Genomic DNA, 17,679 nt, shown 5'->3' on the forward strand with positions numbered 1-17,679 from the left:
AGAATTCTCTTAAATAACAATAAGTGATTTTCTGAATATGAAAGTAGGTTGCAAAGATGAATAATATGTTAACATTTGAATTAAATTATGTGATTTTAAAATGACGAATAATTATTCTTTTGACCCAACCAAAATTGCCTTTGATTATTTAGAGCAGGGACGAACCCTTGATGCAGAAGAACGGTTTCGCTCGCTTTTAAAAACAGACCCTCGGCAGCCAGATGCCTTACACGGGATGGCGTGTGTGGCCCGTCATAAGGGGCAGAACGCTACAGCCATTGCCTTGATGGGTTTGGCTTTAAAGAATGCCGCAGAAGTCTCCCCATCACGGCGTGCTCGTATGCACATCACACTAGGAGCCGCTTTGTTGGAAGAGGGGCATGTCGAACCTGCCCGTGCCGCCTTATCTGTTGCAACCGTATTACAACCGGCAGACCACCGTGCTCATGCCGCATTGGCTCAAGCATTGTTGGTGTTAAATCGTCGTGATGAAGCGATGGCTTCATTGCAGGTTGCTGCTGATCTTGCGTCTCACGATCAGATATATTTGACGCAATTAGGACAGTTATCCCTTGAAGATGGCTTGCTGAAACAGAGTATTCGCTATTTTGAGGAGGCTGTTCGCAGTGGCGCCAATGATGGTGCTGCATGGGCGAACCTTGGTGCCGCTCTTTTCTCTGACCGCCAATTTGAAAAAGCTCAAGAAGTCTTGGGGAAAGCCGAAAAATTAGGGGCAAAAACAGCAGAAACCTATAATAATCTTGGCTTGGTACAGATGGCTTTAGGTGATTTGTCGGCAGCCAAGCAAAGTTTAATTAAGGCTCTGACCTTAAGACCTCATGATGCCCGTATTGCAAACAGTTTAGGTACGGCTTTAATGGAGCTAGGAGATGAGGAAAAGGCTCAAGATCTCTTTGAGTGCATCGTTAAAGAGACGACCGGATATGATGGAAATCAAGCCCGTTTTAACTTGGCAACCCTCTTATTAGGGAAAGGTGAGTTTGAAAAAGGCTGGGTTAATTTTGAGAGTAGACATTCCTTATTAGGCTATCAGCCTGCACTACCTGTCTGGAAAGGGGATCAAGGCGAGACACCTGTTCTCGTGACGGCGGAGCAAGGCCTCGGAGATAGCCTTCAGTTTTTACGTTTTCTGAAGAGTGCTTCAAAGAAACGCCCATTAGAATTAGATTTTCCAGCAGCATCACTAACAGATTACATGCCAGATTTGGAGAAGGCGCGTGTTGTAATTGGAAAAACAGGTCGAGCAAAATCTGAGGTGAGTTTATTAAGCCTGCCTTATATTTTAAATGAAAAAGAAGCGCCTTCATCCACTCCTTATGTGATGATGAATATAGAGCCTGATCATCGGCGTATTGGGCTGTGTTGGTCGGGAAACGCATCGTATCAATTTGATCGGCGTCGTTCTATTCCTGTTGAGTTGTTTGAGCCGTTTAAAGAGCTTGCATCCGATGTTGATTTTGTTGCTCTACAACCGGGCGAACACCCAGACTGGATGCACAAAATCTCCTCTTTTGAAACAATTACAGACCTTGCCGTCGCTGTCGCGAAGTGCTCGTTGGTGATAAGCGTTGATACGCTTGTTGCACATATGGCGGGAGCACAAGGCCGCCCCCTATGGCTGTTAAACCGATTTGGAGGAGACTGGCGTTGGAAAAATATTGAATGGTATCAAAATGTTAAACAATTTCGCCCAGATGGATCTCAAAGCCCTTATGAAGGCTGGAAATCCGTTATTGCAAAAGTAAAGAAAGAACTTAGAGAACAGCTAAATGCTCATCATTTGTGAGTGTTTGAGGTGTGAGGGAGTTTAAGAGAACTTTTTTTATTTTATTCAACCGTGCGGTATCAATAATTTTCATTCCTATGTGATCAGATACATAGAAAACATCCACAGCGCGCATACCGTAAGTTGTAATATGAGCAGATGAGATTTGGAGTGATTGCTCACTGAGTGAGGTGGTTACATCATGAAGCAGACCTGGGCGGTCGCGCCCATTGATTTCGACCACGGTAAAGCGATCTGATGCTGTATTATCAATAACAACCCGAGGTGGAACATGAATGGCTCGTAAGCGGCGGGATGTTCCTTTATGGCGTGTTTCAGAAATTTCTTTTTTAAGATCAATCGTGTTGAGCAAAGCCTGTTCAACCAAGTTTTTGAGACGTTCTACATGGTGAGGATCTTCGAAGGATTGACCATCCCTGTCTTGAATCCAAAAGGTATCCAACGCCATGCCGTTGCTTAATGTGTGAATACGTGCATCGACAATAGACACCCCAGCAATCGCCAGTGCGCCTGCGATTTGGGCGAAGAGGCCAGAATGGTCTTGGCATAAAACAGTTAACTCGGTTACGCCGCGGTCTAGAATGGAATATGCTTCAACACGAATATCCGAATTATCTTCTTGTGCTTTATGGATCATGTGGGCATGGCGCATATGGGTATCTGTATCGAACCCTAACCAATACCCGGGATAACCTAGGGCTAGAAAACGTGAAATAGTTTCTTCAGGAAGAAGGGAAGCAAGGCCGTCCCGTGCTAATTCACGGGCATGGGCGACACGTCCATCTTGTTCTGTTGCGGCAAGGCCACCTTCCAGAACTTCTGCTACACGAGAGAAGAGCTCTTTTAAAAGAGTTGCTTTCCAAGCATTCCAGACTTTGGGGCTTACAGCACGCATATCCGCAATGGTGAGCAGCAGAAGAAGGCGGAGGCGTTCAGGGGACTGGATTGTATCGGCTAGATCTAAGATCGTCCGTGGATCATCAATGTCCCGTGTAAATGCTGTTTGAGAAAGCAGAAGATGGTGTAAAATAAGCCACGAAACGGTGTCTGTTTCTTCAGGATCAAGCCCTAATTGGGGGCAAATAGTTAAAGCGAGGTCAGCCCCTATTTCAGAGTGATCACCGCCTCGGCCTTTTGCAATGTCGTGGAGCAGGGTTGCAACATATAAAACCCGTCGTGAGTGAAGGCCTTTGGCAATCGTATATGCAAATGGAATTTCATCAGCCATGTGTCCGGCTTCAATTTGCCCCATGATACGCACAGCTTCGACCGTATGCTCATCAACGGTATAGATGTGGTAGCTATCAAATTGCATTTGTCCCACGATTTTAGACCAGTCTGGTAAGAGACGTCCAAGCAGGTCTGTTTCATTCAGAATCGGCAGCCAAAAGGGGATTGCTTTTGTTGTGTCGGCGCTGGGCTCACATAAGAGGTTAAGAAAAATTTCTGATGTTTCAGGGTCGTCACGTAATTCAATGGCATAACGTGCGTTTCTGATGAGTTGTTGAATGGCTAAGGGGTGTAATTTTAAATTGTTTTTGCGCGCACAGTCTAACATTCGGAACATATCACGTGGATTATGCTCGAATGTGTTTGGAGTAGGGGGGCATATATAATTGGCGATACGACAGAAGTTTTTAGGCCCTGGCATAACATCTGAAGACATTTCACCATGTTGTTCTTGAAAGCCCATTATAATGGTAGGTTGAAGCACATGCGTAAGCCGCATGACATCCCGGGCGGTCAAAAAATAATGACGCATGAAACGCTCAACACCCCGTTGGCGCCCGTGTGTGGCATAACCCATGCGCCCGCCAATAACGGGTTGAACGTCAAACGTGAGCCGCTCTTCTCCTCTTCCCGTAATGTAGTGAAGATGTAAGCGAACCGTCCATAAAAATTCCCACGCCCGAAGAGCACGATGGGCTTCGCGTGAGGTGATAAACCCAAAGGAAGCAAAAGCCGGAGTAGGAATTAAAGGAGGGGCTTCTTCAAGAGGGCCGGGTTGAAAGGTAATTGGGCACCCTAGAGCGGCGCGTCCGATCCAGTTAAGGGTTTGTAGATCCCGTAAGCTGCCCCGTCCTTCTTTAATGTTTGGTTCTACGACGTAGGGATTGTCTCCAAAGCGGGCATGACGGTTGAAACGCTCATTTATTTGGTCTTGAAGAAATTTTGATAAATTATCGTTTTGAAGAGCAATACTCAGGCTTTCCCGCAATTGTTGGGCAAGTGTAAAATCACCATAGAGGGGACGTAAATCCAAAAGGGCTGTTTGGATTGTGAGGTCGGTAGCGGCGTCTTTTACGCTTCCTTGAACAGAACGTGTGGCATGGCCCACGCGAAGGCCTAAATCCCATAAGGCATACAGAATGAACTCAATACGGGACGTAATCGCTTTGCTGGGCTCTTCTGCAGTTAAAAATAGAATATCAATATCACTAAACGGAGCGAGAAGGCCGGCTCCATAGCCTCCTGTTGCACATAGGCAGAAAGCTTCATCAGATGTGGGGTTATACAGTTCAGAGAGTTTGGCCAGTGTTGCGACAACACTATCTGCTTGCGTTGCCAGCGCGTGCGCTGCTTCTATCCCTGATAAACGTCGTTCTTCAAAATCCCGCCGAATATCGGCGCGGCCATTTCCCAAAAAACGGCGCAGAACATTAAGAATTTCTTCCCGTGGTGCAGGTTTTTTCTCAACGTCATCATAAAGTAAAGTATGCAAAGATTGTATCATAGCATTTGAACGCGGGGCAGAATTATGAAGAGAATCAGGCAAAGATGTTGAATGATTGTCGCTCCAATAAAAAGTTTTTTTCAAGCCCTATTCTCCTATTTCTAAGCGTTTAATGAGATATAATTTTTCGAGAGCCTCTTTAGGGGAGAGTTCATCAGGATTTAGAGAAGATATAAGTTCTAAAATGTTAGAATGATTAGGCGGTACTGAAGGAATGTGTTCATCACGCTGGTCGGGCAACGTGTCTTCAAAAAGAGGGAGGGAAGAACGTGCCTGAACCTGTTCTTTTTCGAGAGATGCTAATAAACGAGAGGCACGTGTAATAACACTCTGCGGAATTCCAGCTAGTTTCGCAACATGTAATCCCCAGCTTTTTCGAGCAGAACCTGGTTTAACTTCATGTTGAAATATAACTTCGCCCCGCCATTCCTTAACGGCCATGGTATACGGAGCAAGGCGGGGTAAAAATTCTGTTAATGCTCCTAATTCATGAAAATGAGTAGCAAAAATAGTACGTGAGCCCAGTTGCGTATGAAGTGCTTCTAAAGTAGCCCAAGCGATCGATAAGCCATCAAGAGTAGCAGTGCCACGACCAATTTCATCCACAACGACAAGAGATTTTGGCCCCGCTTGATTGAGGATTGCGGCCGTTTCTGTCATTTCAACCATAAAGGTGGACCTGCCGCGAGCAAGGTCATCCGCACCGCCGACACGTGAGAAAAGACGGTCAACGACCCCAATCTGTGCACTTTTTGCCGGAACAGGAAGCCCCGCTTGTGCCAAAATCACGGCAAGAGCATTTTGGCGCAGGAAAGTTGATTTTCCAGCCATGTTGGGGCCTGTAAGAAGCATGACACGCTGGTCAGCTTGAAGGTTGCAGTCATTGGGGATGAAGCGGGCATCCGCGCTTCCACTTTCGAGAAGTGCTGCCTCTACAACGGGATGGCGACACGCTTTTAAAGAAAATTCTGTTCCCTCTGTAACTGTGGGACAAGTCCACTCATCATTTTCAGATAAAATTGCGCATGAGGATAAGACATCCAGCAACGCAAGCATTTCAGCAATTTCATCCAGCTCTGGTGTGTTGAGAATGTCTTGAGACAGTTCGTTAAAGATCTGCCGTTCAAGAGCAGATGCCTTATCAGCAGCTTCAAGAATAGATCGATCAAGTTCGGCAAGTTCTTCCGTTGAAAAACGCGCTAAATTAGCGGTGCCTTGGCGGAAAGAGAGCTCAGGTCTGTCTTTTAGTTTTTTTCCAGCGGCTGCAGGTGTTTCAATAACATAGCCGAGTTGGGAGTGATGGCGGATTTTGAGGGTAGTGATTCCATATTTTTCTGAAAGCTGGCTTTGCATTGCAGCGACAATTCGTCGGCTTTCATCTCGCAGGGTTCGAAAGTGGTCCAGCTCTTTATGAAAGCCCGTTGCAATGAACCCACCATCTTCAATACGCGCAGGTAAATTCTCTGCAAGAGCGGTTTTCAGTTTGGTTAAAAGAGTTTCTGCGCGTTGATAAAGACCAGTTGTTAAGGTCTGTATAAGAGGGGGCGCTTCGTCATTGCATAATGGTTTGAGGAAATCGGTAAAATGATCTGCGGCAATTAAAGTATCTCGAATAGTAGCGAGATCACGCGGCTGTCCACGGTTGGAGGATAAGCGGCCAAGCGCGCGCGCTGGATCGGGTGTTTTCTTTAGGATCTGGCTTAAAGAATGAATTAAATCAGGTGATTTATTGAGCCAAAGCCAAGCGTGTTGGCGGTCTGTAATTAGGGCTGCATTTGTTAAGGGAGCTGCAATCCATTGAGCGAGTAAGCGAGACCCGGCAGCTGTCACCGTACGTGAAACGGCGTTGAGTAAGCTATATTTTGTATCACCATCGCGTGTTTTTAAAAGGTCTAAACTTGCACGTGTTGCAGGATCAATACCGAGAATGCCGCTTATGCCCTGAGGAATAGGGCGTGAAAGGCGTGGTAGTGCACCTGCTTGGCTGCGTTGAATGTAATTGAGAGCCATCGCACATGCGATGGCCTGTTCCTCCGAAAAATCTCCTAGAGCATCAATCTGCGCTACATCATAAGCCCGAGCAATCAGGGTTCGTGCACTATCGAGGGATGGAATAGACGCGACGGGAGCAAGACGGAGTGAAAAATCGGGTGGAATAAGAGGGGGATCAGAAAGAATTTCTGCGGGGTCTAGCCGTGCGATCAGTTCAGGAAGAGATGTTTTTTCAATAGATGTTGTTTCAAATGAACCTGTGGAAATATCGATCCACGCTGCGCCGATCGTTTTTGAACGTTTATTTGTGCCGAGTGCAATAGCAAGCAGAAGGTTCGCTTGCCCGGCTTCTAAAAGTTCATCTTCCGTTAAGGTTCCAGGAGTGACAACGCGAACGATAGCGCGTGGTAAAGGCCCTTTTTGTCCTTTTTGAGGAGATTGTGTTTGCTCTGCCACGGCAACACGAAACCCTCTGCGAATTAAGCGTGATAAATAAGCCGGCGCCGCTGCATATGGAACCCCACACATGGGGATAGGCTCTCCATTATGAGAGCCTCGGCTCGTCAGGGCGATATCAAGAGCCATTGCCGCTGCCTGAGCATCTGCAAAGAATAACTCGTAAAAATCTCCCATGCGGAAGAAAAGTAAAGCATCGGGTTCTTGATGCTTTAGTTCAAACCACTGCGCCATGGCAGGAGAAGCATTTTCAGCAGATGGCAGAGGCATAAATGTGCCGATGGCTTACACTCCAAAAGCGAAAAAAGGGATAAAAAACAAGGTAAAGCAAAATACATTTTTTCTGCTGATCTGTGAACCAGCAGAAAAGAGTTCTTAGCCTGATCTTTTTCGTGCGATGCGTCTTTGCAACGCTGCTTTGACATCTCGGATCTTAATAATCTTAAGCCGATCAAGAGCAATAACGTAAACGAGGCCACCAAAAGATATAAGAGACATGACGCCGATAAACCGTTCCAATCCATGCCACATTAACAGATTGGGCATAAGAAATTTACGAGCCGCTACAATCCATAACGCCATGAGAAGAGAGGCGCCCAAGATGCATAAGGAGCGGTTGCGGAGCTTGGGGTCGAGACTAAACATTCCTCGACGATGAAGGATAATGGCTAATATTCCAACATTGACAAAAGCAGCTAATGTGCTGGCAAGAGGCGGGCCTATATGGGCTAAAGGACGGTAAAGTAAAAGATTAAGGACAAGGTTTAGCCCTAAGGTAAAGAAGCCAATACGAACAGGTGTTGCGGTGTCCCCTGAAGCAAAGAATCCGGGAGATAGAACTTTGATAAGAATGAAAGCAGGGAGCCCGAGTGCGTAAGCTTGGAGAGATTGTCCAGACAGAATAGCGTCTTCTGTTGTAAAATGCCCAAACCTGAACAAAGCCGCCATGATATAAGGAGCAAGGGAAATCAAGCCCATCATGGCAGGCAGCGTTAGTAGGAGCGTATAATCAATGGCACGATTTAGGCTTGTATGAACAGATTCCCGGTCATTGTTTGCGATATGTTTGGTGAGGAGTGGTAATAAAGCGGTACCTGCTGCGGACCCTAAAACCCCTAAAGGTAGTTGGTTGATACGATCAGCAAAATAAAGGAGGGAAGGTGCACCTGCTGGTAGTTGAGAAGCAATGATACCATCAATTGTAAGGTTGAGTTGCGTCACGCCAGATCCAACAAGCCCGGGGCCCATACGCCGAAGCAGTGCTTTAATGTCTTTGGAGAAAGAAGGCCGAACTAAGTGAGGGGCGATTCCTAGGCGATGAGCAGCCCAATAAAGGGCACCTAATTGCACAAACCCTGATATGGTTACTCCCCAAGCACTGGAAACGGCAGTATTATGCCAAAGATAAGCACCCGCTAAAATAGCAACAATACCAATAATATTGAAGGTAACGTAGGCAGCAGAGGCCGCTCCAAACTTTCCTCTTCCGTTAAGGACGCCAGAAACTAAGGCGGCCGCACAGATCAGTACCATATAGGGAAATGTAATGCGTGTAAGAGCGACAGCTTCGGTAAAGCGAAAGCCTGTATATCCCCATGCAATGACGTGGATAATACTTGGCATAAAGATTTCAGCCAAGACGGTTAGAACCACGAGCCAAGCGACAAGAGCTGACAGTGCTTGCCCTGCAAACTGAAGGGCTGCTGCTTGCCCCTCTTTTTCATATTTTGCCGTAAACATAGGGACGAAGGCTGCGTTAAAAGCCCCCTCGCCAAAGAGACGACGAAACATGTTTGGTAAGCGTAATGCCGTTAAATAGGCATCCTGAAGGGGGCCAGCTCCCAAAAAAATGGCTAAAAGCTGGTCACGTATGAGGCCGAGAACACGCGAAAGCATGGTCCAGCTGCCAACGGTCAAGAAGTTACGAAGCATAAAACGCTTTTACGTTATTCTGACCGTTAGGAACATATTTATAATAAATTATTCTAAAACGCGGTGAATAACTTCTTCAACGCGTGAGGAAGCAGGTTTCGTCAGAGGGGAAAACCAACGAACAAGTTTTCCGTCACGGTTAATGAGATATTTATAAAAATTCCAACGTGGCTGAGATAGAAAACCTCCTTCCTGTTGGAGCCATTTGAAGAGAGGGATTGCTTGTTTGCCTTTTACAGGAGATTTTTCAGCCATTGGAAAGGAAACACCATAATTGCGTGTGCAAAAACCTTGGATCTCTTTGCCAGAAGTGAATTCTTGCTCTCCAAAATCATTCGAAGGGACGCCTAATATGACCAACCCGTTCTCATCCTCAGCGCCGTAGCGCGACCATAGATGCTGTAAATCTTCGTATTGAGGGGTAAAACCACATTTGGACGCCGTATTAACAATCATGATTGGGCGGCCTCGAAAAGAGGAAAGGTCGATGGTCTCTCCAGACAAGCTGTTTAGTTTGAAGTCATAAATGGTTTTTGGCATTTGCTTGTCTCCCCTAATTCGACAATCACTATAAAGGGTTGGATCTGTTATTATTCAATAGTAGGCGGACGTTCCAACAGGCGCGTTCGAGCTTCATCTAAGGTAATCTCTTCAGATAAGAAACGTGTAACGGTTTCAATAATTGGGGTGCGGACATGTTGTTCCTGTGCTCGTTGTAATAAGGCAGGAGCTGTTAAGACGCCCTCTGCTACTGTCGTCCGGGAGGCTAAAATTTCCTGAAGAGATTTGCCTTGTCCGAGTTCCAGCCCAAGGCTGTAGTTTCTGGAGCCTGCTCCGGTACACGTAAGGATAAGATCTCCCATTCCGGAAAGACCTGCGAGTGTGGAGGCACGGCCACCATTTGCTTCGGCAAGGCGGCTTAACTCAGCTAAGGCGCGCGTCATTAACGCAGCGCGAGCATTTTCTCCCATATTAGCCCCCATCGTCACACCTGCACCAATGGCAATAACGTTCTTAGCTGCTCCTGCGAGTTGGACTCCGATGACGTCAGCACTGGCATAAATGCGGAAAAAGGATGTATTTAATTGATGAGAGAGCGATTTAGCTAAGTCGAAGTCTGCGCTGGCTAATGTTGCCGCTGCAGGAAGGTTTTGCGCAACCTCAATTGCAAAGTTAGGCCCAGAAAGAACCGCTGTCGGGCGATTGGGCATAGTTTCAGCGAGGATAGATAAAGGCAAAAGGGAAGTTTTCTGCTCTAGCCCCTTACAACATATAATGACAGGGATGCCGGGATTGAGCGTTTTTTCCAAAAGTGTAGAAACATCCCGAACAGTTTGAACCGGAACAACCAGCAGAACACAATCTGCTTCAGCAGGGAATTCTCCTGTTGTGGTAACATTTTCTGGTAACGTAATTCCAGGTAAGCGAGGAAGTTGTCGCACATTTGGTGCAACGGGGTGGCGCATCCACAAAGTTACGCGTGTTGCTTTTATGCGAGCTGTTGCACAGGCCAGTGCTGTACCCCATGCTCCAGCCCCAATGATTGCGATATGACGCTGGTTCATAATTATTCCTCGGTAATGCGTTCAATAGAATATTGGATGTCAGGTGTATTTTCGGTTGTGAGTGCTTGTTTTAAGGCCTCAAAAATGGCCATGATATTCTGTTGTGTCCCATATGGTGCATTGACGAGAAGCATACCACATCCATTTAAACGGCTTGGATCCAAAGCGGGTCTGAGTAGAAATTCACAGGAGATAATGTCCTGAATAGCGGCATCTTTTAAGGCTTGGTAAAATTGACGGATGGGAGTGCGGTGTTTGATTGGAAACCACACAGCAATAATACCTGCTCTGAAATGTGTCCGTGTAAAAGCAATAGCCTCTACGCATTTTGAAAAATCATCAGGCTTTTCAAAGGGTGGATCAATGAGAATGAATCCACGTTTGAACTCTTTGGGAGGTAAAAGCGCACGTAAAGCTTCATATCCATCTCGATGATGGACGGCAACTTGTGGGTCTGATCGGAAAAGGCGTCGTAATGGTTTGACATCCTCTGGGTGAAGTTCACACGCGATGAGTTGATCCTGAGGGCGCAGCAGATAACGTATGAGAGCAGGCGACCCAGGGTAAAGGCCTAGATAATGGATTGTCGAAAGGTAATCCTGCAAAGCTTCAGCGGTTGAATTTTGGGCAAGACCAATCCCACTTTCCCACTCACCCGTCTTTTCGGCCTCAAGGGAGGATAGGTCATATTTTCCACGCCCCGCATGAGTATCTAAAACGCTGAACCCGGTTTGTTTGCGTTTGAGAGAATGTAAAATTGAAAGGACAATGGCGTGTTTTACACAATCCGCAAAATTGCCGGCGTGATAGATGTGGCGGTAATTCACAGGATCAAAACTTACTTTTGTTGTTGAGTAGCATTTGGAGGGGTGCGTTCATTGAGGGGCCAGCGTGGGCGGGGCGCTGTTTCAATTTCATTCGGTTCCTCTCCAGCGTGAAGACGTTCAAGAGCTGCCCATCCAATCATGACGGCATTGTCGGTACAAAGGCGTAAAGGAGGAGCAATAAAAGGGATATTATGTGCAGAAGCTACTTTTTCGAGTGCAGCGCGAAGCGTTTTATTAGCAGCAACCCCGCCTGCGACAACAAGTGCGGTGGAATGCGGAGCCATTGCTAAAGCATGCTCTGCACGATCAGCTAAAACATCAGCAACAGCGCGTTGAAAAGATGCGGCAATATCGGCCGCAATCTGGCGCGGTAATGCCCCTTTACCCAAAGGTTCAATGAGGCGGTTCACAGCGGTTTTTAACCCTGAAAAAGAAAAATCACATCCCTCACGTCCTTTAAGTGGACGCGGTAAAGTGAAAGCATCGTCTCGCCCTTCGCTTGCGAGTTTTTCCAATGCGGGTCCTCCAGGCCACCCTAAGCCCAACATTTTTGCAACTTTATCAAACGCTTCACCCGCAGCATCGTCAATTGTGCCACCAAGACGAATATATTTACCTGTTTCTTCAACGCTTACACATTGGCAATGCCCTCCAGAGACAAGGAGGGTCAAATATGGGAACTGTAAGGAGGCATTCAGTGCGGGTAGACGCGCTGTTAGAACGTGCCCTTCGATGTGGTTTACGGCGATAAAAGGTCGGTTAAGAGCTAGAGCAAGGCCCTTTGCATAGGAGCTGCCAACAATGAGGCCGCCAATTAACCCTGGGCCGGTAGTTCCTGCAAATGCATCAATATCTTTAAGAGATAAGGAGGCCTTGTTTAATACTGATTGCACAAGGTGCGGAAGTGCATCCAAATGAGCACGGGCTGCAATTTCAGGAACTACACCGCCAAGGATGGCGTGGTCTTTTTGAGAAACCACTCCTTCAGCCAGAATCGTACCATCGTGAGCGAGTACAGCGCACGCTGTATCATCACATGAACTTTCAATGGCAAGGAGCGGACGTGAAGAAATGGAGTAAGGCATAGTTGTTTATTATGGCTTAGTCTCCTACATCAGGACAGCCCCCTTTTGAACAGGACATAGTGTGTATTGTTATGAATGCTTCCGTTACGTTATCTGACGCCCTTCAAAAAGTAGCTGCGGAAGCTGTCCGTCGGTCTCAGTCCAATGTGTCTTCTCATCAACGGCGCACGCTTCCTCTGAAGGTCGGGACAAGAGCTTCTCCGCTTGCTTTGGTACAGACACGGCATTTTTTAACGCGTCTGACGCGTTTTTGCCCTGTCCTGCGTGATATGGGGGCGTTTCAGGAACACCAAATTAGCACAGAAGGAGACCGTAATCTGGTTCAGCGTTTGGCTGATATTGGTGGGAAAGGGCTCTTTGCAAAAGAAATTCATGAAGCGCTTTTGGCAGGGCGAATCGATTTTGCCGTACATAGTTTAAAAGACCTTGAGACTAAACTTCCTGACGGTTTGGTTCTGGCGTGTACGATGAAGCGCGAAGATGCGCGTGATGTTATTATTTTGCGGAACCGTGAAGTAGAAATTTTGGAAAATGATCCGCTCGCTTGTTTGCCAGAGGGAGCAGTAGTGGGGTGTGCTTCTGTTCGTCGGCAGGCTCAAATGTTGAGCCGGCGGCCTGATTTGCGATTTGTTTTGTTAAGAGGGAATGTCCAAACGCGTTTGGATAAGCTGCAAGCGGGCGCGTGTGATGCGACGCTTTTGGCGTTGGCTGGGTTACGCCGTTTGGGAATGGAAGACCGTGCAGACATTATTCTCGAGCCAGATCAAATGATCCCAGCATCTGGTCAAGGGATTGTCGGTGTGACTGTTCGCGAAAGCGACATAGAGTTGCGTGAACTGCTATCTGCTATTGAAGACCCTCATGCGCGCGCTGTATCGACGGCTGAGCGGGCTTTACTTGCTGAATTAGATGGCTCTTGCCGAACGCCGATCGGTGGTTACGCTCGAATTGAAGGTGATCAGTTAAAGCTGACCGGCATGGTCGCGAGTGAAGACGGAACGTTCTTATTGCGCCGGGAAATACAAGGTTCTCCTAAGGAAGCCGGTCGTATTGGTTTAGAGTTGGGAAAAGAATTGCGTGCAGAAACGCCTGATGCAATTTTTGCTGAAATAACAAGCGTTTAAAACAGAATGTCGTCCCGTCGTTTTGTTATTGTGACCCGGCCTGAGCCGGGACTAACCGAAACGATGAATGCGATTAGAGCGTTGGGTTGGGTTCCTGTTGCTTGTCCCATGCTGGTCATACGTCACTATCTTCCACCTGAAGAAGTGGAATGTGATGTTGTTTTGGTGACGAGCTTAAATGCCCTTCCGGCGCTTAAAAATTGGTCAAAAAGAAAAAGAATAATAACGGTTGGGCAAAAAACAGCACAGCGTGCAAGGGAATATGGTTTTCTACACGTAGATTCTGCCGGTGGGGATGCCAAAAGCCTATCTCAGCTTTGCTTGCAGAACAATATTGTAGGGCAAAAGGTTCTACTGCTTTCTGGAAAAGGCTATGGGGTAGAACTTGCGGCACAATTAAAAACGCAACGGCTTGAAGTCTATGATGTATTTCAGAATACAGAATTAACAGAAGAAGCAAAAAACGTATTTTTGAATGAAGAGATAGCCGCCGTATGCTTCTACTCTGGTCGAACGGCTAAGGCTTTTGAAGCGGCTTTAGAGCAAAAATATAGAGAAAAATTGAAAGATATTAGAGCCGTTTGCTTGTCTGAAGGGATTGCACAGGAACTTTCTTCAGAACTTTGGAAAGAAAAAATATGGCCCAAACCTTTGGAAGGGCTTGGGCCATATAAAGGTTCGTAAGCGATTATGCTTCGCCTTTTGTTTCTGGGAACTGTTGTTCACGCTTTGCTTGCCAAAGAGCGACAAAGTCAATGGGTTGAAGAACAACAGGAGGGAAACCACCATCACGTGTCACATCACTGATAATTGCACGTGCGAATGGGAAAAGAAGGCGAGGGACTTCTACAAGAAGGATCGGTTCAATCAGCTCTTGAGGAGCATCGCCAAGTGTTACAATCGCGGCGTAAGTTAGTTCGGTAATGAAAACAACGCGACCTGGCTGTCCACCTTCTTCTGCTGGTGGTTCTTGTGCTTCAGCTTTAAGGGTAAGAGCAACCTCAAAAACAGGTTGATTCTCTTCTATGCGGTTCGCTTGAACGTCAATGTTGACAGAAATGTGCGGTGCAGCGCGTAGAGAGGCAAAAATTGCTGCTCCAGCAGGTACTTCAAACGATAAATCTTTAGTGTATTGAAGGTTAACAGATAGAGGGAGGGGAGGAGGAGCATTTTGATCGGTGGTGTTCGTTAGGTTCTCAGACATAGTGTAATCTCCAGACCCATCAAAAAATGGAATATAGAATTGCGATCTCTCCGCGGTAGCATGATGTCGTATAATCGCCAAGGTGTGCAGCTTAATGTTTCAGAGGAGTTGAGATTAATTCCTGAGCGGATTATCTATAGGAGGATTTATTTTTAACGATCTATGAAACGTATAATGTATGCCTGCTGATGGAAATCATCCTGTAAATAATATGATACACAATGTTCCTTGGGATATTGTTGTTTTGGCTATTTTGGCAATTGCTCTGGCTTTTCGTCTTTATCAGGTGTTGGGACGTAAAGTTGGGATGCAAGGGGTACGGCAGCAACGCCCTTTGAAAGAGAACCTCGGGAATCCGATTTCTTCTCGGACTGCTCCTCCACCATTGCCGAATACACAGCAAGATTCTGCGAGTGAAGTGTTCGAGCAAGCCCAATATGAAATACCATCAGCAGCAACACGCGTAGGTGCTGTGATGGTTGAGTTTGGGCAGCGCACATCAACAGCGTTTCTTCCGGATGCCTTTTTGAAAAATGTTGAAGTAGCTTTCCGTCAGGTTATTCCTGCGTTTGCATCAGGGGATTTGGATGTTCTAGGAAAGTTCTTAACCTCTGATACGGAGCAGGCTTTCAAATTAGCGATTGAGAAGCGTCGTGAAGCAGGTGAAAAGCAGCAAAGTGAGATCAAGAAAATCGATAGTCTGGCCATTCTTGATGCGTCTTTAAGACAGGACGAACAGGCCGGTTGGATTGGTCAGATTGAAGTTCGTATTACTTCCCATCAGATTAATTTACTAACCACAGTAGATGATGTTCCAGTTCAAGGAACAGATGCTGTGACGGAGTTTCATGATCTTTGGTTATTTGAAAGAAAATTTGATAGCTCTGATTCCAGCTGGCGTTTGGCAGCATCAAGGCCAGCATAAAATTGGTACAATTTTAGACCTAATTCATTTGAGTATAGTCTGATCAATAATGAAAAAAATGATACGTTTAGCTGCATTATTCGCTTTAGGTGGATGTGTAGCACAAGAAAATACAACCCAGCCATTAACATTGAATGCTGTTGATTTTTCGTCTCTTCAAGGATGGCGGCAAGAGGATATTCCCTCTGTAATATCTTTGTTGCGTGTAGAATGTAACCGAATGCAGCATTTACCTTCCACTACGTTTCTTGGGGGAAGTACGTCTATTACTTATGGACGTCATGCCGGGGACTGGTCAGGAGCTTGCCGTGCATTGGAACTTCAACCAGAAGCAGGGCGGGATTTTGTTCAAGCATGGTTTCAGCCATATGCTTTGACGCAACAGGCATTTTACACAGGATATTATGAACCACAGATACAAGCGTCTTTATCGCGGTTCGGGGAGTATCAAGTTCCTGTTTATGCTCGCCCTTCAGATTTAATGCAGGGCAAAACCAGTGACGGACATTTTGTGAGTGGCCATATGGTGAATGGGCGCTTTGCACCATATTACTCACGTGAAGAAATTGACCAAGGTGTGTTGAGTGGAAAAGGGCTGGAAATTGCTTGGCTGAAAGACCCGGTTGACTTGTTTTTTCTACAGATCCAAGGGTCGGGCCGTTTAATTCTGCCAGATGGCCGTCAAATGCGCGTCAGTTATGATGGGCGTAACGGGCAACCTTATGTTCCTTTAGGGCGTGTTCTGGTGCGTGAAGGGAAAATGCAATCTTCTTATGTGAATATGGATAATATTCGAGCGTGGTTGAATGCTCATCCTGAACAGAGGATGAGCATGATGGAGAAAAACCCGAACTATGTTTTCTTTCGTGCTTCCAATGATAATCTGGAACAAGGGAGCAAGGGAGCATTCGGGGTTAATCTGACCGCCGGGCGCTCTGTGGCCATTGACCGTAAAGTTTTGCCGTTTGGATTGCCGTTATGGGTTCAAACAACATTACCAAATGGGAGAGGGGCCTATACTGCTTGGCAGCATATGGTTTTTGCTCAGGATATAGGGACAGATATCAAGGGTGTTGGTCGATCTGATCTTTATACGGGGTGGGGAGCGCAGGCGCATGAAGTTGCTGGGAACCTTCATGCCAGCGGACAGATGTTTGTTTTTCTTCCACGACCGCCGGCAAGTGCTAGCACTCCATGATACGTAGTCGCCGGGAGAAGTTAGGTAACCATACTTTTGTTCGAGGGGATTGTACGACGGTTTTGCGTCGTATGCCTTCACAAAGCGTCGATATTATTGTGACATCACCTCCCTATAATCTTGGCGTCGAATATAGAACCTATTCAGATAAGCTTCCCGAAGATGCTTATTTGGATTGGATGGAGGACGTTTGCACAAGTTTAAAAAGAGTGATGAAGGACGGTGCTTCTTTTTTTCTTAATATAGCTGGGTCATCTGCACAGCCTTGGTTGCCGTTTGAATTAATGACGCGGTTGAGAACTTTATTTGTTCTGCAAAACCATATCACATGGATTAAGTCGATTTCTGTTGGTGAAATTACATATGGCCATTTCAAACCCTTAAACTCATCTCGTTTTGTTAATCGTAATCATGAGCATATTTTTCATTTAACAAAACGAGGAGATGTACCGGTGTCTCGTCTGGAGGCAGGTGTTCCATTCACAGATAAAAGCAATATTTCAAGAAGACAGCATGAAATAGACCGACGGTGCCGTGGGGATACATGGTTTATTCCTTACGAAACAGTACGGAGCCGAAAAGAAAAATTTAGTCACCCTGGGACCTTCCCGATCGCTCTGCCAGAAGCGTGTATCCGTTTACATGGTGTTTTGCCGGGGGGAGTTTTACTGGATCCTTTTATGGGGGTAGGAACAAGTATCATAGCGGCACAACGAACAGGGCTGACCGGAATAGGGATCGATACAGACACGCGTTACGTTAATATAGCCCGCAAGCGCTTACGTTTGGCAATTAATCAAACCGAAGAAGATTGGGAAGAAGATTAATAA

General features: G+C 46.4%; 14 protein-coding genes. 6 read left to right on the plus strand and 8 right to left on the minus strand.

Annotated elements, in window-relative coordinates:
- Window positions 1–100 precede the first annotated feature (100 nt).
- Window positions 101–1,807 carry a tetratricopeptide repeat protein gene (locus tag E3D00_RS08345; RefSeq protein WP_141461641.1) on the plus strand — a complete coding sequence of 569 codons (1,707 nt, stop codon included), beginning with the start codon at window positions 101–103 and terminating at the stop codon, window positions 1,805–1,807.
- Here E3D00_RS08345 and E3D00_RS08350 read toward each other — a convergent pair.
- From E3D00_RS08350 to tsaD, 7 genes are all read right to left on the minus strand, one after another.
- On the minus strand, window positions 1,776–4,625 hold the full coding sequence (locus E3D00_RS08350) for a [protein-PII] uridylyltransferase (protein WP_246091407.1): 2,850 nt from the start codon (window positions 4,623–4,625) through the stop codon (window positions 1,776–1,778). The two genes, E3D00_RS08345 and E3D00_RS08350, sit on opposite strands and share 32 nt — an antisense overlap.
- Window positions 4,626–4,628: 3 nt before the next feature.
- Window positions 4,629–7,259: a DNA mismatch repair protein MutS gene (mutS, locus tag E3D00_RS08355; RefSeq protein ID WP_141461643.1), complete on the minus strand. Its 2,631-nt coding sequence runs from the start codon at window positions 7,257–7,259 to the stop codon at window positions 4,629–4,631.
- 105 nt (window positions 7,260–7,364) lie between these two features.
- On the minus strand, window positions 7,365–8,921 hold the full coding sequence (murJ, locus tag E3D00_RS08360) for a murein biosynthesis integral membrane protein MurJ (RefSeq protein ID WP_141461645.1): 1,557 nt from the start codon (window positions 8,919–8,921) through the stop codon (window positions 7,365–7,367).
- Window positions 8,922–8,969: 48 nt separating this feature from the next.
- A complete protein-coding gene (locus E3D00_RS08365) occupies window positions 8,970–9,461 on the minus strand; it encodes a glutathione peroxidase (protein WP_141461647.1) in 492 nt (163 codons plus the stop codon).
- A 50-nt stretch (window positions 9,462–9,511) separates the two neighbouring features.
- Window positions 9,512–10,486 (minus strand): NAD(P)H-dependent glycerol-3-phosphate dehydrogenase, encoded by a 975-nt coding sequence (locus E3D00_RS08370; RefSeq protein WP_181441954.1) that lies wholly within the window; start codon window positions 10,484–10,486, stop codon window positions 9,512–9,514.
- Between the two features lie 2 nt (window positions 10,487–10,488).
- Window positions 10,489–11,313 (minus strand): 23S rRNA (adenine(2030)-N(6))-methyltransferase RlmJ, encoded by an 825-nt coding sequence (locus E3D00_RS08375; protein ID WP_141461651.1) that lies wholly within the window; start codon window positions 11,311–11,313, stop codon window positions 10,489–10,491.
- An 11-nt stretch (window positions 11,314–11,324) separates the two neighbouring features.
- A complete protein-coding gene (gene tsaD / locus E3D00_RS08380) occupies window positions 11,325–12,398 on the minus strand; it encodes a tRNA (adenosine(37)-N6)-threonylcarbamoyltransferase complex transferase subunit TsaD (RefSeq protein ID WP_141461653.1) in 1,074 nt (357 codons plus the stop codon).
- Window positions 12,399–12,469: 71 nt separating this feature from the next.
- Between tsaD and hemC the strand changes: the two genes are divergently transcribed.
- Complete coding sequence (gene hemC / locus E3D00_RS08385; protein ID WP_141461655.1) at window positions 12,470–13,522, plus strand: hydroxymethylbilane synthase; 1,053 nt, start codon at window positions 12,470–12,472, stop codon at window positions 13,520–13,522.
- A gap of 6 nt (window positions 13,523–13,528) precedes the next feature.
- A complete protein-coding gene (locus tag E3D00_RS08390) occupies window positions 13,529–14,206 on the plus strand; it encodes a uroporphyrinogen-III synthase (RefSeq protein ID WP_141461657.1) in 678 nt (225 codons plus the stop codon).
- Window positions 14,207–14,210: 4 nt separating this feature from the next.
- Here the strand turns inward: E3D00_RS08390 and secB are convergent, their stop codons facing one another.
- Window positions 14,211–14,726: a protein-export chaperone SecB gene (gene secB, locus E3D00_RS08395; protein ID WP_141461659.1), complete on the minus strand. Its 516-nt coding sequence runs from the start codon at window positions 14,724–14,726 to the stop codon at window positions 14,211–14,213.
- Between the two features lie 178 nt (window positions 14,727–14,904).
- Between secB and E3D00_RS08400 the strand changes: the two genes are divergently transcribed.
- From E3D00_RS08400 to E3D00_RS08410, 3 genes are read left to right on the plus strand one after another with little or no spacing between them, the layout of a single operon-like run.
- The gene (locus E3D00_RS08400; RefSeq protein ID WP_141461661.1) at window positions 14,905–15,651 is read left to right on the plus strand and encodes a Tim44/TimA family putative adaptor protein; all 747 of its coding nucleotides are present in this window, start codon (window positions 14,905–14,907) and stop codon (window positions 15,649–15,651) included.
- A gap of 58 nt (window positions 15,652–15,709) precedes the next feature.
- Window positions 15,710–16,849, plus strand: coding sequence for a murein transglycosylase A (mltA, locus tag E3D00_RS08405; RefSeq protein ID WP_246091408.1), 1,140 nt, complete (start codon window positions 15,710–15,712; stop codon window positions 16,847–16,849).
- Entirely contained in the window at window positions 16,846–17,676 is an 831-nt protein-coding gene (locus tag E3D00_RS08410; RefSeq protein ID WP_141461664.1) for a DNA-methyltransferase, read from the plus strand. Before mltA ends, E3D00_RS08410 begins: the two co-directional genes overlap by 4 nt.
- Window positions 17,677–17,679: the final 3 nt, after the last annotated feature.

The sequence above is a fragment of the Swingsia samuiensis genome, assembly GCF_006542355.1.
Classification (GTDB): domain Bacteria; phylum Pseudomonadota; class Alphaproteobacteria; order Acetobacterales; family Acetobacteraceae; genus Gluconobacter; species Gluconobacter samuiensis.

Excerpts from the sequence above, each read along its gene's own strand:
- mltA (WP_246091408.1), top strand. The coding sequence starts at position 15,710 with ATGATACGTTTAGCTGCATTATTCGCTTTAGGTGGATGTGTAGCACAA.
- E3D00_RS08410 (WP_141461664.1), top strand. The coding sequence starts at position 16,846 with ATGATACGTAGTCGCCGGGAGAAGTTAGGTAACCATACTTTTGTTCGA.
- secB (WP_141461659.1), bottom strand. The coding sequence starts at position 14,726 with ATGTCTGAGAACCTAACGAACACCACCGATCAAAATGCTCCTCCTCCC.
- tsaD (WP_141461653.1), bottom strand. The coding sequence starts at position 12,398 with ATGCCTTACTCCATTTCTTCACGTCCGCTCCTTGCCATTGAAAGTTCA.
- E3D00_RS08345 (WP_141461641.1), top strand. The coding sequence starts at position 101 with ATGACGAATAATTATTCTTTTGACCCAACCAAAATTGCCTTTGATTAT.
- E3D00_RS08365 (WP_141461647.1), bottom strand. The coding sequence starts at position 9,461 with ATGCCAAAAACCATTTATGACTTCAAACTAAACAGCTTGTCTGGAGAG.
- E3D00_RS08370 (WP_181441954.1), bottom strand. The coding sequence starts at position 10,486 with ATGAACCAGCGTCATATCGCAATCATTGGGGCTGGAGCATGGGGTACA.
- E3D00_RS08390 (WP_141461657.1), top strand. The coding sequence starts at position 13,529 with ATGTCGTCCCGTCGTTTTGTTATTGTGACCCGGCCTGAGCCGGGACTA.
- hemC (WP_141461655.1), top strand. The coding sequence starts at position 12,470 with ATGAATGCTTCCGTTACGTTATCTGACGCCCTTCAAAAAGTAGCTGCG.
- mutS (WP_141461643.1), bottom strand. The coding sequence starts at position 7,259 with ATGCCTCTGCCATCTGCTGAAAATGCTTCTCCTGCCATGGCGCAGTGG.
- murJ (WP_141461645.1), bottom strand. The coding sequence starts at position 8,921 with ATGCTTCGTAACTTCTTGACCGTTGGCAGCTGGACCATGCTTTCGCGT.
- E3D00_RS08400 (WP_141461661.1), top strand. The coding sequence starts at position 14,905 with ATGCCTGCTGATGGAAATCATCCTGTAAATAATATGATACACAATGTT.